11 protein-coding genes and 1 pseudogene are annotated in these 13,777 nt (G+C 71.3%); 4 read left to right on the top strand and 8 right to left on the bottom strand.

Annotated elements, in window-relative coordinates; all coding sequences use genetic code 11:
• Positions 1 to 12: 12 nt before the first annotated feature.
• Positions 13 to 375, bottom strand: coding sequence for a VOC family protein (locus tag ACFRCG_RS09895; protein ID WP_380030291.1), 363 nt, complete (start codon positions 373 to 375; stop codon positions 13 to 15).
• A gap of 127 nt (positions 376 to 502) precedes the next feature.
• On the opposite strand from ACFRCG_RS09895, the gene ACFRCG_RS09890 reads away from it, so the two are divergent.
• Positions 503 to 1,354, top strand: coding sequence for a helix-turn-helix domain-containing protein (locus tag ACFRCG_RS09890; RefSeq protein ID WP_380030290.1), 852 nt, complete (start codon positions 503 to 505; stop codon positions 1,352 to 1,354).
• Positions 1,355 to 1,782: 428 nt separating this feature from the next.
• Positions 1,783 to 3,447 carry an ABC-F family ATP-binding cassette domain-containing protein gene (locus ACFRCG_RS09885; RefSeq protein WP_380030289.1) on the top strand — a complete coding sequence of 555 codons (1,665 nt, stop codon included), beginning with the start codon at positions 1,783 to 1,785 and terminating at the stop codon, positions 3,445 to 3,447.
• A 369-nt stretch (positions 3,448 to 3,816) separates the two neighbouring features.
• On the opposite strand, the gene ACFRCG_RS09880 is transcribed toward ACFRCG_RS09885, so the two are convergent.
• A complete protein-coding gene (locus ACFRCG_RS09880; RefSeq protein ID WP_380030288.1) occupies positions 3,817 to 4,557 on the bottom strand; it encodes a class I SAM-dependent methyltransferase in 741 nt (246 codons plus the stop codon).
• A 522-nt stretch (positions 4,558 to 5,079) separates the two neighbouring features.
• Here ACFRCG_RS09880 and ACFRCG_RS09875 point away from each other — a divergent pair.
• Positions 5,080 to 5,544: a hypothetical protein gene (locus ACFRCG_RS09875; RefSeq protein WP_380030287.1), complete on the top strand. Its 465-nt coding sequence runs from the start codon at positions 5,080 to 5,082 to the stop codon at positions 5,542 to 5,544.
• Between the two features lie 161 nt (positions 5,545 to 5,705).
• Here ACFRCG_RS09875 and mdlC read toward each other — a convergent pair whose 3' ends face one another.
• The 3 genes from mdlC to ACFRCG_RS09860 all read right to left on the bottom strand — a co-directional run bounded on the left by mdlC (position 5,706) and on the right by ACFRCG_RS09860 (position 9,555).
• Positions 5,706 to 7,325, bottom strand: a complete 1,620-nt coding sequence (gene mdlC, locus ACFRCG_RS09870) for a benzoylformate decarboxylase (RefSeq protein ID WP_380030286.1) — start codon at positions 7,323 to 7,325, stop codon at positions 5,706 to 5,708.
• 148 nt (positions 7,326 to 7,473) lie between these two features.
• Positions 7,474 to 8,124 (bottom strand): hypothetical protein, encoded by a 651-nt coding sequence (locus tag ACFRCG_RS09865; protein WP_380030285.1) that lies wholly within the window; start codon positions 8,122 to 8,124, stop codon positions 7,474 to 7,476.
• Positions 8,125 to 9,144: 1,020 nt separating this feature from the next.
• The gene (locus ACFRCG_RS09860) at positions 9,145 to 9,555 is read right to left on the bottom strand and encodes a hypothetical protein (protein ID WP_380030283.1); all 411 of its coding nucleotides are present in this window, start codon (positions 9,553 to 9,555) and stop codon (positions 9,145 to 9,147) included.
• A gap of 468 nt (positions 9,556 to 10,023) precedes the next feature.
• On the opposite strand from ACFRCG_RS09860, the gene ACFRCG_RS09855 reads away from it, so the two are divergent.
• Positions 10,024 to 10,929 (top strand): class I SAM-dependent methyltransferase, encoded by a 906-nt coding sequence (locus ACFRCG_RS09855; protein WP_380030282.1) that lies wholly within the window; start codon positions 10,024 to 10,026, stop codon positions 10,927 to 10,929.
• Between the two features lie 52 nt (positions 10,930 to 10,981).
• On the opposite strand, the gene ACFRCG_RS09850 is transcribed toward ACFRCG_RS09855, so the two are convergent.
• The 3 genes and pseudogenes from ACFRCG_RS09850 to ACFRCG_RS09840 form a co-directional block, all read right to left on the bottom strand.
• Positions 10,982 to 12,070 carry an NAD(P)-dependent alcohol dehydrogenase gene (locus ACFRCG_RS09850; protein WP_380030281.1) on the bottom strand — a complete coding sequence of 363 codons (1,089 nt, stop codon included), beginning with the start codon at positions 12,068 to 12,070 and terminating at the stop codon, positions 10,982 to 10,984.
• A gap of 62 nt (positions 12,071 to 12,132) precedes the next feature.
• A pseudogene (locus ACFRCG_RS09845) lies at positions 12,133 to 12,579 on the bottom strand (aldehyde dehydrogenase family protein); the annotation flags it as partial.
• 20 nt (positions 12,580 to 12,599) lie between these two features.
• Entirely contained in the window at positions 12,600 to 13,346 is a 747-nt protein-coding gene (locus tag ACFRCG_RS09840) for a (5-formylfuran-3-yl)methyl phosphate synthase (protein ID WP_380030280.1), read from the bottom strand.
• Between the last annotated feature and the right edge of the window lie 431 nt (positions 13,347 to 13,777).

The raw sequence follows: 13,777 nt of genomic DNA, 5'->3' as shown, positions 1-13,777 counted from the left end.
TGGGGGGACCTGTCAGGAACCGGTGGCCAGGCAGAACGGATGCCCCTCCGGGTCGGTGAGGACGATCCACTGGTCCTTGCCGGGTTGGAACGCGGGCTTCGACGCTCCGAGGGCGAGGATCCGGTCGGTCGCCTCTTCCAGGTCGACGACCGTGAGGTCGAGGTGGGCGTGCTTGGCGTCGTGGGGCCAGTCGGGGGCCCGGTGGCCCTCGACGCGTACGAACGCCAGGCCGGGGTGGTCCCCGTTGGCCAGGGAGGCGAAGTCCTCCCCGCTGTGGGTGATTTCCCAACCGGTGACCCTGCTGTAGAACTCGGCGAGCCGAACCGGGTCACCACAATCGATGACTACGGTGCTGATCTGCGCAAGAACGGACATGATGGTGACTCCTAGAGTGTGGTGCGGCGTCGAGTACGACATTGCCGAGCTTGCCTGGCACGCCCGTTCCCGGTCTTGAAGATCCTTGCGCGGGACGACTGTCGGACCTGCGACGTAGCGTTCGACAGTGCTCACCACCACGGTCCTCGCCACTCGGCCCGACTTCCGCGTCACCACCGTCAGTTGCCGGGACGACCACACCCGCTGGTCACAGACGGAGGTGCGTGCGGACTACCGGGTGGTGCTCGTGCGGCGCGGCCGGTTCCGGAGGCAGGCGGCCGGCATCCCGGCCGAGGTCGACCCGACCGTGGCGTATCTCGGCGTACCGGGCGAGGAGGAACGATTCGCACACCCGGCCGAAGGAGGCGACGAGTGCACCTCGATCAGCCTGACGCCCACGCTGTGGCGGGCCCTGGCCGGTGAGGACGCCCGCCCGGCGCGGCAGAGCGTGTACGTGGACGCCCGCCTCGACCTGGCCCACCGCCGCGTCCTCGCCTCCGCCCACACCGGCGACGTGGACCACGCCGTGACGGAGGAACTTCTCGCACTGCTCGCCGCCACCGTCGGACAGGCCGTCGACGGAGCCGTCCCGCCCGGCGCGCGCCCCGGCCGGGACGAGGGGCCGCTCGTCGCCGCGGCCCGGCGGGCGATCGGCGAGGCCCACCCCGCTTCCGAAGGACTGCTGCCACTCGCGGAACTCCTCGGCGCCTCGCCCTACCGGCTGAGCCGCGCCTTCACCCGCGAACTGGGGGTGTCCCTGACCCGCTATCGCAACCGGGTCCGTGTCGGCCGCGCCCTCGACCGTCTGGACGCCGGTGAGGAAAGCCTCGCCACCCTCGCCGCCGACCTGGGCTTTTCCGACCAGGCCCACCTCTGCCGAACCATGCGCCAATATCTCGGCCACACCCCGACGGCACTCCGGCGGCTCCTCGCCACGGACACCCGGGCACCCGAGCACGCCGCACCATCACCGTGCTGATGTCCCTGGGGACCGCTGTGTGGATGCTCCCGGGCATGTGGCGCGGCCGGCAGATCCACCACACCGTCCGCGCCCCGCGTCCACCGCTACAACCAGGCGCGGTACACCGGTAGTACCTCGGCAGGGCGTGTTCGTGTCCGGTCGGATCGAGCGGGGGCGTGGGCTGCTAGGCTGCCGGCGATCGGCATTCGAGGCATCGAGGAGTTGCAGACGTGGCGGGCGAAGACGACATCTCCGGCTGAGATCCGGATGTGACGGCCTCCGGCCGGCGCCCCAGAGGCGCCGCCGACGTGGCCGCTTTCGTCGTACCCCGTTTCCCGCACCTGCCGGGCGGAGTTCAGGCTCCGCACTCCCGTCTCCGAGGTCGCTTGCGCGCCGGAGGCGCCATGCCCGGCGGGTCGACCACCGACGACATCGGACGGACGATCATGCCTCAGCCCGCTCTGCTCGCCCACGACCTCGTCCTCTCCCTGGGCGGCCGACGCGTCCTGGACGGCGTCTCCCTCACCGCCTCCCCGGGCCGGCGCATCGGCCTGATCGGGGAGAACGGCGTCGGCAAGTCCACCCTGCTGCGGGTGCTCGCAGGTGTGGACGAAGCCGACTCGGGGACCGTCACCCGCCCCGGCGATCTCGGCTACCTCCGGCAGGAGATGCCCTTCGACGCAGACTCCACCCCGGCCGCGGTGCTGGACGAGGCGCTGCGCGAAGCCCGCGAGGACCTCACCGAACTGGACCGACTGGGCGAGGAGTTGGCCCGCGTCGCGGAGGACGATGCGAGCAGGCACACTCTCCTGGACGCCTACGGGAAGCGGCTGGAGCAGGCTCGCGATCGGGAGTCCTGGGACGCCGACCGCCGCGCCGCACTGATGTTGGCGGGCCTGGGCCTGGGCGCCCTCACGCCCGACCGCAGGCTCGGCTCGCTCTCCGGCGGGCAGCGCGCCCGATTGGCTCTGGCCGCGCTGCTCGTACGGCGGCCATCCGCACTGCTGTTGGACGAGCCGACCAACCATCTCGACGACGATGCCGCGGCCTTCCTCGAGGGGCAGGTTCGCGGCCTGTCCGGGACCGTGGTGATCGCCACCCACGACCGGGCGTTCCTGGACGCCGTCTGTACCGACCTGATCGACCTCGACCCCGCGTTGGACGGCCCCGTCCGCTACGGAGGCAACTACCGCGCCTATCTGGCCGAGAAGCACGCCGAACGGGCGCGCTGGGAGCGGCGCTACGCCGAGGAGCAGGAGGAGTTGGCGGACCTGCGCCGGTCGGCGGGCGTGACCGCGCACCGCGTGGCACCGGACCGCGGGCCCACCGACAACGAGAAAATGGGCTACGGTCGCCGCGCGGGTCGGGTGCAGAATCAAATCTCCCGGCGGGTGCGCAACGCCACCCGGCGGCTGGCGGAACTGGAGCGCGACCGGGTCGCCGAGCCGCCGCGCCCCCTGCGCTTCGCCGCCCACCTCGCGGCGCCGGCGACGCAGAGCCCGCGGCCGCTGGTGTCCCTGCGGCGGGCGGGGGTGCCTGGCCGGCTCGCCCCGATCGACCTGGAGGTGTCGGCGACCGACCGACTGCTGATCACCGGCGGCAACGGGGTCGGCAAGTCCACGCTGCTCGCCGTGCTCGCCGGACGCCTCACGGCCGTGGGCGAGGTGCGCGAGCGTCCCGGGTTGACGGTGGGACTGCTCACCCAGGACACCGATTTCGAACGACCCGAACGCACCGTCCGCGACACTTACGAGCTGTCGCTGGGCGCGGCGCGGGCCGAGCGGGTGCCGCTGGACACACTCGGTCTGATGCACGCCTCGGACCTGGGCAAACCGGTCGGCGAGTTGTCGGTGGGGCAACGGCGCCGGCTCGCCCTTGCCCTCCTGGTGGCCCGCCCGCCCCAACTGCTGTTGCTCGACGAGCCCACCAACCATCTCTCCCCCCGTCTGTGCGACGAACTGGAGGCCGCCCTGGGCAGTGGGCCGGGGGCGATCGTGGTGGCCTGCCACGACCGTTGGCTCCGTCGGCGCTGGCGGGGGCGCGAGGTCCGGCTCGAACCGGGGTGCGAACCGCCTCCGGAGGCGGTGCCCACCCGGCAGCCTCGAAGCTGACCCGTACACGCCGCACGGGCGCCGTTCGGCCGCGCGCGCCGCGTCTCGCGCACCCGCGGGGGGCGGAGACGAGGCCCGCTCGTCGACACGGTCGTGTTCACCGACGGGGAGCCGCGGTTCCTCTCCTCGCTCGCGCCCGAGCTCCAGGTGGCGAACCGGTGAGCGCGGCAGCCGAGACCCCCGAGTCCGCATCCACTGCCCGCCCCGTGCCGCCGTGCCGCGAACGACGCGGCGACATCGGTCGTGGCGGCAGGCTGCTGATGCGGGAATGGGGTCCCGGCGGATGGCAGGGGCCGAACCGTGCCGGCGTACGGGTGGTGGCCTTCGACCGCCCGGGGTGCGCCCGCTCCGACCGCCGCCGGCTCTCGTTCAGCCGACCGGTCGGCCGTCCTCGCTCAAGGCGACCACGAACCAGTCGGCGGGAAGCGCGACGGGGCTGAGGTCCGGATGGCGCTCGCTCATCACGAGGTCGGTCCGGCCCCGGTCGAGGATCTCCAGTCCGGCGCCGTGCAGTAGGTCGGGCAATTCCCCCGGCGCGACCTCGGCCGGGCGCAGGTTGTGCTTGCGGACCTGGCGCAGCTTCTCCGGTGGCCCACCGGGCCGTTCGGCGACCTGCCGGAGCACCTCCTTCGCGGCGGCGGTCGGCTCGATCACGAAGCCCCGTCCGCGCCTACCGAGCAGCACGGCGACGGCGGCGGCGACGGGTGCCCGGTCGGCCGGATCGCTCTGGTGGAGCACGGCCCGCAGGTAGACGTTCGCCTCGCCGAGCCGGTCGCCGAGCCCCCGCACCCCTGCCAGGTCGGTGAGATCCAGTTGTTCGAACTCGGCCACCGCGTCGCCGTCCGCGCGTCGGGCGTGTGCCACGGCCGAGGGGGACAGGTCCACGCCCACCGCGCGAGGGAACCGCCCGGCCAGGTACCGGGTTTGGGTGCCGTTGCCGCAGCCGAGGTCGACGATCGGCAGCGTCGGATCGACGTGGGCCGCGAGCAACTCGGTGTGCGGAGCCGCCGTCAGCGCCGCGTCCGCGTCCCAGAACGCCGCACCCGGCTCGCCCGTGTTCTCGGCCCAGAACCCCTCCCACGCGCGCATGTAGCGTTCCGAAGTGCCCATCGGCAGGTCTCTCCCGTGTTCGTGGCAGTGCGTACAGCCTCCGTACCGGCACGCGCACCGACCCAAACCACACGACCGGATCCTTCACACCACGTTCGACAGGTGCCGGACGAGAATGCCCGTTCGGGTGCCGAGCCGCCGGGGTGCGGGCTGTCGGGGCCTGCCGCCCGCAGACGCAGGATGTCGACCGACGCGTGGTCGTGGTGCGGCTTGACCACGACGTCCTGTCACGACGAGGGGCAGGCGTCCACGTCCTCGGGGGTGCGTGCCACCCGGTGGGAGGGACCGGCGGTGCGGCCATGGCCAGTGCGGCGACCCGGCGAATTCGTCGGCGAGGTGTCCCGGGGCATGACGGGTGAGCACGCGCGAGTACACCACCGCGAGCCGGGGCGGATGGACGGTGACGTCCACGACACGTGCACGCCGTGGTCCTCCCGCCCGCGGAGCACGGGTCGGAACACGGGGATTGCGTGCGCGAGCTGGTACGCGCCGGGCCGCACACGGACGCTAGCGTGTGCGTGCATGGCCGACATTTTCGAGCTCGTGCTCGCCGTGGACCTGCGCGATGAACTGTCCGAGGACGAACTCACCGAATTGCGATGGCACTTGGGGCTCGGTCCGAAGCCGGAGATGCTGCACATCGTGACCGGGTTTCCGTTCGTGTACGAGGGCGATGACGGCGCGCCTGTCGTCGAGGACCGGCCCGAACCTTTGCTGAGCCGTCACGGTGAGGCGGACAAGGCAGGCGGTGCGCTGGTGTCGGTTCTGCTTCGGCGGCGGGACGGAAGGTGGGCCCTGACCAGTCGGCAGGAGATCCACCCGGACGAGTTCGATCTCCTGGGCGAGTTGCTCGGTTGGCTGGCGGCAAGGGCCGGTGATCGTCATCTCCGCTTCGACGGCGGTGTCGATCTGGGGTGGACCCGGTTCCATGAATCGCGGCAGGCCGAGCCGCTGGTGGTGCGTGACGGCGCAGTCGTCTGGCCGTAGGGGCCGGCGCGAGCGGAGGCACGCGGCGATCTCGCCGATCGACGCGGTCGGGGCATGCACCGTCGGGAGATCCGTGGACGTGCGGCAGGGCGGCGGCGAGTGGTAGTGCCGGCCGGCAGGTCGAGGGGCCGAGGCCGTTGGGACCGGTCGAACGGTCTTGATCATCCCCCCGTTCGTCGCGGCGGGTCGGGGGTCGGATCGTCGACGAAGGCGACGTCGATCAGGTGCGGTTCGGGGGATTCGACGGCCGAGGTCAGCGCGGCGCGCAGTTCACGCGTGGTGTGGACCCGGGTGGCGGTGACGCCGTATCCGCGTGCGATGGCGATCGGGTCGAGACCGGGCAGGCGCAGGCCGGGTACCGGACCCGCACCCACCCGGGTCTCCACGTCGTGGAGGATGGCGTATTGCCCGTTGTTCAGGACCACGACGGTGACCGGAGCCCTGTGATGGACCGCGCTCCACAGGGCCTGGACGGTGTACTGGATGGCACCGTCACCCAGGATCGCGATCACCGGTCGCCGAGGCTGGGCCAGTTGCACCCCGACCGCTCCGGCCATGCCGAAGCCCAGGCCACCGGCTCCCGCGAGGTGGTATCCGCCGGGGCGCTCCACGGGCACGCGGGCCCAGAAGTGCTCCTGTTGGCGATACGCCTCGTTGACGATGACGCTCTCCGGGGGCACGACCTCGGCCAGGGTCGTGAACACCTCGTCGGCGGTGAGGAGTCGCGGGGCCGCGTCGGTGTACGCCGGTGGAAGGACACGGCGGCCGGGAGCGGCGCGGGCGGTGGCCGGCAGCGCGGAGGCCAGGAGTTCGGCCGCGGCGGCGGGTGCGCCGAGATAGCAGTCGCCGACGACGGCGGTGGCCGCGTCCTGGGGATCGGCGGTGACCGAGACCAGTTCGGTCCCGGCGGGCAGGTGCGGAGCCGGGGCGTCGGCGAAGTAGCGGAACACCCGGCAGCCCAGCGCCACGACCAGGTCGTGTCCGGTGAACAGGGCGGCGGTGGAAGGCGCGTCGGGGCCCAGCGTGCCGCGGAACGCGGGGTGGCCGGTGGGGAAGCCGCAGCGGTCGGGCAGCCAGTCGATCCACACCGGGGCGCCGAGCCGCTCCGCGAGCGCGGTTGTGTGGCGATAGCCCTCCTCCGTGTCCAGCGCGGGGCCCACGACCAGTGCCGGGTTGCGCGCCGCGCGCACCCGATCGAGGAGCCGCGCGAACGCCGAGGGATTCAGGACGCTGTCGGCGAAGACGTGCCGCGGCAGGGTGTACCGGATATCGAGCGGATCGCACTCCCGGTGCCAGTCGTCCATGGGTACCGAAACACACACCGGGCCCGCGGGCGACAGTCGGGCCAGGTGGATGGCCTGACTCAGGACCGCGGGCACCCGGGCGGCGCGGACCGGCTCGGCGGCGAACTTGACCGTGCCCAGCGGCAGGACGTGGGGGTGTTCGTTGGTCAGAACCGCGCGCGAGTGTACGAGCGCGCGTGTCTGTTGACCCACCAGGGCGACGACGGGGCTGTGCGCGTGCTGGGCGTTGACGAGCGCGCCCATCGCGTTGCCCAGGCCCACCGTGCTGTGCAGACTCACCAGCGTGGGCCGACCGGTGGCTCGCGCGTGACCGTCGGCCATCGAAGCGGCGACGACCTCGTTCAGGCCCAGGATGTAGGAGAAATCCGAAGGCAGGTCGGCGAGGAACGGGATCTCGGTACTTCCGGGGTTGCCGAACAATGTGTTCATCCCATGCAGGCGTAACGCGTCGAGCACGGCGTCGCGGACGGTGGGCATAACGGGGGTTCTCCTTCGCACGGTGGGTGAGGTGCCGTTGGGCGGCGCCGCGCCGGGGCCGGCGATCCGCGATCGGGCGGGGAGGCCGTGCCGCCGGACGCCGCCCCGCGCCCGGCGGCACGATGGTGAGGGCGATGTTCCCCCTGCGCTAGCCGCCGTGGTTCACGAAGCCCCAGTAGTCCGAGACGATCGACTCCAGTTGCCGGCTCGAGGCGAGCATCCGTGCCGGATCCTCACCATGTGCCAGGCTGTGGGAGATCACCTTGACGGTGTTGTCGACGAACTCCGCGGACGGTTCGCTTCCCCACGACTCCAAGTACTCGATGAGCGGCTTCGGCACATTGTTCGCCTCGCGCGCCGCGGACGCGATCCGATCGAACAGGGCGCACCACACGACGAGATCGCTGTGGAGGTAGAGCGCCACCGCTCCGGGCGTGCCGAGCAGGCCCGGTGCGACCAGGCTGCTCACGGCGCGCCCCAGGCGCCCTTCGCCCGCGAGGGTCAGGTCCTGCGGTCCCAGATCCACCGATCGGGCCGCCTCGTTCAGCAGTTTGCGTGCCTCGGTCACCGTGCGGATGGTGAGGGAGAACAGGTCGAGGGACGTCTCGTCGTGGTGTCGGGCGACCAGCAGTCCATAGGTGACCAGTTCGGACTCCTGGCAGTTGAACTCCGCGATGACCAGTCGGCGCAGCAGGTCCCGGTCGGCATCCCGGGCGCGTACGCGCGTCACGGTCTCGTTGTCGGCGATGCAGCGCTCCACGTCGGGTCGCATACTCGCGATCAGTTCCTGGGCTTTCACGATGTTCCTTTCTCGGTGTCGTGGGACAGGGCCGTCGAGACCTCTCGGATACGGGTCCGTGTGTCGCCCGGGTCACGTCCCGGCTTCGATCGCCGGGGGCAGCGCCTGCGTGCCCTCGCGCCGTGTTCGACGCCGCCGCACGACCGGGCGGGGGAGGGTTCGTACGCGTCTCGGCCCGAAGGGGATCGGTGGCCGCGTTGCCCGCCGCGACAGCGATGCGTCGTCCCACCGTCGTGGGACGGCCGGGCCGTGCGGCTCCCGATCGCACTCGCCCGGGACCATTCGTGTCCCGCTGTCGAAGATCTCGAAATCGAACGAGCCCGCCGGTCGGATGTGTGGGGATTCACGAGCCGATGGAAACGTTCGCCGGATCGCTACCCGACTCGACCCGAGCCAATCGGATCGAGAGGTCCGGATCGAAATAAATTCCTTCGCGTGGTGAATGGACATCCCGTCGACCATTCCGCTTTTCCCGGAAGGCATCGCGACGGCTCGCCCGGTGCGACGCCTTCGGCGATCACGACGCGTGCCCGGGACGGTGAGGGTGTGGGTGCGGACGCCGCCGCCGCGGCGCGGCCGCCGTGTTGTGCCCGGACTTGACCCGGGTTTGATCAGGCCTGGTCGGATCCATTTCCTCGATCCCCGTCGGTTCGTACGGGGCGAAGAATCCGATTGATCGATTACCGCCCGCTCGCAACCCGAGAGAAAGTAGAGGCGAGAAATAACCCGCGTTGTCGACGGGAGGCGCGATCTTCATCGTTTTCAGCCATTGTCGGAAAAGAAGCATCGCCCGCGGGCGCCACCGCGCCGGCGCTACGACCCACCGCGGCGGCGTCGACCTGCCGCTGTCGCGCCCCGCCATCTCGGACCGATTCGGTCTCACCGATGTGGCGTACTCCAGCGACGTGCTCCAGGGCGTCGCCTACCTCCGGGCCGCTTGAGGCCGATAGGCGACGCCCCGGGCCGACGCGCGCGGCACGGTCGGCTTCGCCGGTCGCGCCCGCGGGGATGGGTGGGTGTTCAGGCGTACAAGCGTACGGAGTTGGTCTTGGTGAGGCTGGTCCACAGGCCGGAGTTGCAGTTGTTGACGTCGAGGTTCCAGTCGACCTTGCCGGTGCCGTCGCGACCGGTATACCCCTTGACTCCCGCGCCGCCGGTCTGGCAGTTCAACACGGTGTAGTCGCCGACGAGGCCGGCCACGTTGTAGGTGCCGTAGCGGTAGAAGTCGTACACCTTGGGGTGATTGGGGGTGTCGTCCCAGATGTCGCCCTTGTAGATGCAGACGTGGCCCGGGTCACAGATGCCGGCTCGGATCGCGGGGGCGACCGACGGCGCGGCGGCTGCGGCGGGCGACGCCCACGTTCCCGCAGCGGTCGACACGGCCAGTGCGAGGCCGGCGAGCAGTACGGCCGGCAGGCGATGTCCCGGCACGTGTCGACCGGGGTGGGGTCGAATCGGGTCGACGTTCATATGCGATTCCACTGCCTCATCCCTCCGAAGGCGGCCCGTCCGCTACGGTGCGGGCTCTTCGGGAACTGTGGTTCCGGAGCGCGGCTTTGCGCCATCCGCCGATCGAGTGCTGTGCGGATCCGGAGGCCGGGCGAGGAGCGGTGTGTGGGTGGTGGATCGTCCTGGGCGCATGGTGCGATTTCGACCGAGGGCTCGGTGTCGGGCCACGCCCGAATTCACTCCAACGGGGGAATCGGGGCGATTCCGGCGCGGCTGCGGGAGCGTGGCGCGATGGTGGATGGGAAGACGACGTCCGCCTCCGTGCTCGGATGCGGTTCGGCGCGGCTCGGATTCGGTTGCCTCTTCTCCGGTTCCGGTTCCGGTTCGGCGTCGGTGGCTCGGGGCCGTCGTCCTCGTCATTCGCGGTCACGGCTCGTCTCAGGGGGACTCATGGTCGGCGCTGCGCGTCGGGACGTCCACGCGGAGGGTGTGGGAGGAGGCGTCGGGCTGACCGCCCTGATGGTCGCCGCGGCGCGGGCGATCGAGACCCGACGCCGCGACAGCCTGGCGCGGGACGTCTACGCGGAGCACTTCGTGCGGGCCGCCCCGACGTCCGCCGGATGGCCGGTGCGCATGGAGCAGGTCCCAGATGGGGACGAGAACCCCCTGTGGGGGCGCTTCGCACGCTACTTCGGTCTGCGGACGCGGGTCCTGGACGACTTCCTCCTTCGGTCGGTGCGTGCCGGAGCGCGCCAGGTGGTGCTGCTCGGGGCGGGGTTGGATGCTCGGGCGTTTCGCCTCGAATGGCCGTCCGACTGTGTGATCTTCGAGGTCGACCGGGAGGGCGTACTGGCGTTCAAGCACGACGTGCTCGACGGTTTGTCCGCCGTGCCGAAGTCGGCCCGTGTACCGATCCCGATCGATCTGCGCGGTGACTGGGTCGGTGCGTTGACCGATGCCGGGTTCCGGCCGGGCGCTCCCAGCGTCTGGCTGGCCGAAGGGCTGTTGTTCTACCTGCCCCGCCCCGCCGAGACGTATCTCATCGACACGGTGGATCGATTGAGTACCGGAGGCAGCGCATTCGCGTTCGAGGTCAAGCTGGAGAAGGATCTGTGGGAGTACCGGGACAGTCCGATCTACACCTCGACGAAGCATCAGATCGGCATCGACCTGCTCGCGCTGTTCGCCCACGGCGCGCGACCCGATTCCGCGGGCGAGTTGGCCGGCAAGGGCTGGTCCACCACGATCCACACCCCGTTCGACTTCACCCGTCGGCACGGGCGCGGTCCGTTGCCCGAACACAACGACGCGCTGGCGGGCAATCGCTGGGTGTTCGCGAGCAAGCCCGCACGATGAGCGGTTCGTTCGTCCTCGCCCGACCGTGGGTCGATCCCCGCTCGCCCGCGCCCTACGGGATCAGGACGGGTTTCACCACCAGGCCCGCGTCGCAGTCCCGTTCGGCGTCGTTGATGTCGGCGAGCGGGTAGGTGCGGATCAGCTGGTCGAAGGGGAACAGTCCGGCCCGCCACAGCGCCGTCAGGCGAGGAATCAGCAGTGCGGGGACCGCGTCGCCCTCGCAGATGTGGACGATCCCTCGGCCACGGTCGAGTGATCCCGGCGCGAGCGACAACGCGGTGTGCAGGCGGGCCACCAAGCCGAGCCGGCCGGTGGGGCGCAGTGCCTCCAACGCGTCGTTGATCAAACGCGCGGAGCCCGTGGTGTCCAGCGCGTAGCGGGCGCCGCCGTCGGTCAGTCGTCGGATGCGATCGGCCAGTCCGGTTGTCGCGGCGGGCAACGCGATCGCGCCGAACCGCTCGGCCAGTCCCAGCCGTTCGCGACGACGATCGACCGCCACGACCAACGCTCCGGCGGCGACGGCCGCCATGGTCGCGGCCAGGCCCACCGCTCCCGCGCCGAAGACCGCGAGGGTGTCGCCGGGGCCGATCCCGAACGAGTTCAGCACCGCGCCGGCGCCGGTGAGGAATCCGCAGCCGAGCGGTCCGAGCAGTTCGATGGGCAGGGTCTGGTCGACCCCGACCGCGTTTCGGGCCGAGACCATCGCGTAGGCGGCGAACGCGGACTGGCCGAACCATCGCGGCGCCAACCGCTCCCCGGCCGCGTCGGTGAAGCGGGCCGCGTGGTGTGATCGGCCGCCGTAGAGGTTGAGTGAGGCGAAGGAGTCGCAGTAGGCCGGGGACGCGCCCAGGCAACTCCGGCAGTGCCCGCAGGAGTCGAAGCTCAGCACGACATGGTCGCCGACCTGCGTTCCGGTATCCGGGCCGCCCGTCTCCAGCACGACTCCCGCCCCTTCGTGGCCGAGCACGGCCGGGAGCGGTGAACGGCCGGCGGAGTGCCGCACCGCGAGATCGGTCCGGCACATTCCGCAGCCCGCGATCTCGACCAGCACCTCACCGGGTCCCGGACCGCCGTCCAGATTCACCGTCTCGACGACGAACCGGCCGTCGTAGGAGCGCAGTACCGCGGCGTCGAATCTCACGGCCGCTCCCTCGACGGCGGATCCGCGTCCGGTCGGCGCCCGTCCGGCTCCCGGTCCCGTAATTGCTCGGTCGCCGGCTCCGCGCCCGACTCGGGGCGGTGCACCACGAACGGTCCGAGGTTCCCGTACAGCCTCCACGGACGGCCGAGCCGCAGACCGCCCGCCGCCGCTCGCGCGCCATTGGCCGGCGCCCGCGCGGTGTACCGCTCGACCCGCGCTGGCTCGCGAAACGCGGCCCGGAACAGCCGATCCGCGATGCCGTCCACATCCACGTCGTCGAGCAGCACGACGGCGTCGTTGCCGCCCGACAACAGGGTCACGCGCGCCAACGACGCGCCCGCACCGCGTGCGACGGCCCGTCCGGTGGGAACCGAACCGGTGAACGTCACGTGTCGGATTCCCGCGTGGGACGCGAGGCACGCGCCGAGCGGCTCGCGGCCCGTGACCACCGTCGGGACGTGCTCGGGCAGAACGGACGGGACGACCGACCCCAGCGGCTGCGTCGATACCTCGATCGTCACGACGGCGCTCAGCCCGTACCGGTGGTGTGCGCCCGGGCATGCCGATCCATCTCCGCGCGGAAGTCGGCCACCAATCGCGCCTCGATCCGCCCCCTGTCGCGGTCACCGCCCGCACAGACCGCCCCGCGCACGCCCACGATGTCCGTATGCATGGCGGTGAGTTCGCGGAGGTCGCGGACCTTGATGCTGCCCGCGAGGGCGGCGAGCAGATCGGCCTGGTGGGCCAACCGGACGAACTCCGCACAGGCGTCGGGGGAGACGTGGTCGAACAGCCGTGTCCCGTCCTTGATCGCGGTGTCGAGCATGGCCGCGTCGGAGCCGGAGCGATGCGCGATGTCGGGGATCGCGAGCGGATTCACGCACCCGATCCGATGGGCGTCGGCATAGCCGGAGGCGACGACCAACGCATCCGGGCGGTAGTCCTTCACCGCCCGAACGACCCCTCGCATGACCTCGACGGCCTGTTCGGGCGTCGTACATCCGTACAGACCGACCTTGATGTAGCCGGCCCCCGAGACGACCGCGCCCAACGCGGCCTGGGCCACGGTCCCCGGTTTGTACGGGACGTCGCCCACCGTGGCGGAAACCGGCTTGTCCGCCGGGACCACTTCGCGGATCTCCCGAATCACCCAGGGGTAGTTCGCGCCGAGCGATCCCTCGTCGGGCTTCTTGACGTCGACGATGTCCAGATGTGCCGCCGCCTTCGCGCAATCCAGGGCTTCCTCGACACTGTCGGGAGAGATGAGAAGCAACAACGCGGACTCCTTCCGCCCCGCATGCTCGTCACGAGCCGATGCGGAGTCGCCTGGGCCACCTGTGGTTCGCTCATCATCACGACGACTCGACGACTCCGGTAGGGCGTACGAAGCGCACACAGATCACCACACGGGTGCGCGCCCCCGCACGCGCCGCCCACGCGGGCGCGAGCAAATCCCGAACGAACGACCGCCGTTGTGACCGCGGGCCACCCGCCGGCCGGCGGACGCGCCCCCACCGGCCGGAGCGTCGAATCGATCGTCGAAGTGCAACGGGAACCGGCAACTCCTGTTCGTCGACGCCTACGTCGCGGACACCGGCGCGTCCCGCCGACGTCGACATACGCGGACGCGGGGGGGGGGGCGCGGCCCCCCCGCCCCGCGCGCGGGGCCCCCGGAAAAAAGTAGGGGCCCAGGAAACCCCCCCGGGG

Origin of the sequence: Embleya sp. NPDC056575 (assembly GCF_042793325.1) — a bacterium.
Classification (GTDB): Bacteria; Actinomycetota; Actinomycetes; order Streptomycetales; family Streptomycetaceae; genus Embleya.
Note: the sequence above shows the minus strand (reverse complement) of the source record. Positions and strands in the feature narration are given on the sequence as shown.

What these genes read in the sequence shown, in the direction of transcription:
- ACFRCG_RS09895 (WP_380030291.1), bottom strand. Translation starts at nt 375, where the DNA reads ATGTCCGTTCTTGCGCAGATCAGCACCGTAGTCATCGATTGTGGTGAC.
- ACFRCG_RS09885 (WP_380030289.1), top strand. Translation starts at nt 1,783, where the DNA reads ATGCCTCAGCCCGCTCTGCTCGCCCACGACCTCGTCCTCTCCCTGGGC.
- ACFRCG_RS09880 (WP_380030288.1), bottom strand. Translation starts at nt 4,557, where the DNA reads ATGGGCACTTCGGAACGCTACATGCGCGCGTGGGAGGGGTTCTGGGCC.
- ACFRCG_RS09875 (WP_380030287.1), top strand. Translation starts at nt 5,080, where the DNA reads ATGGCCGACATTTTCGAGCTCGTGCTCGCCGTGGACCTGCGCGATGAA.
- mdlC (WP_380030286.1), bottom strand. Translation starts at nt 7,325, where the DNA reads ATGCCCACCGTCCGCGACGCCGTGCTCGACGCGTTACGCCTGCATGGG.
- ACFRCG_RS09855 (WP_380030282.1), top strand. Translation starts at nt 10,024, where the DNA reads ATGGTCGGCGCTGCGCGTCGGGACGTCCACGCGGAGGGTGTGGGAGGA.